This window comes from Aeromonas sp. 604282, assembly GCF_049170575.1.
Lineage (GTDB): Bacteria > Pseudomonadota > Gammaproteobacteria > Enterobacterales > Aeromonadaceae > Aeromonas > Aeromonas veronii_A.
Genome location: NZ_JAAKMV010000034.1, coordinates 1 through 506 on the forward strand (window position 1 = coordinate 1; position 506 = coordinate 506).

Below are 506 nucleotides of genomic sequence, written 5' to 3' on the forward strand. Positions count from 1 at the left end.
CAACTGCCTCAACTGCCTCAACTGCCTCAACTGCCTCAACTGCCTCAACTGCCTCAACTGCCTCAACTGCCTCAACTGCCTCAACTCATTATTCAACTTCTTCTATGTAGGAAGTAAGAGTTGTTCCTGAACCTGGCGAAATGGTGAATTGTCTGTTCATTTCATTCGAGTATCGTCGGCTAGCTCGATATCGCCCACCAGTGTTGCGCAGGGATCTACATGCACCCCTTTGCCCAATTGCGGGCGTTTTCCCTTGTAGGGTCTCAGTCGCAAGTCCATCTTGGCCTCCTTGTTTTCGGCCATTCTAGCAATCTGCAGGCTGTTTCTGTGGATAAGTTTGTATAAAAGCTGTGGTTGGAGATGAATAACTAAAAAAGTGCGGTTTTTTGCAATTTTATTGCCGATGAGGGGTTGCCAGAAAGAATCTGTTCCCTATAATGCGCCTCCATCGACAGGGCAAGCGGCAACGCAAACAACCTCGTCGATAACCTCGAAAAGCCTTTGAA

Annotated in this window: 1 pseudogene; it reads right to left on the bottom strand. The window is 47.8% G+C overall.

Annotated elements, in window-relative coordinates:
- Positions 1-171: 171 nt before the first annotated feature.
- Positions 172-279 (bottom strand): annotated as a pseudogene (locus G5367_RS20090) (gamma carbonic anhydrase family protein); the annotation flags it as partial.
- Positions 280-506 lie beyond the last annotated feature (227 nt).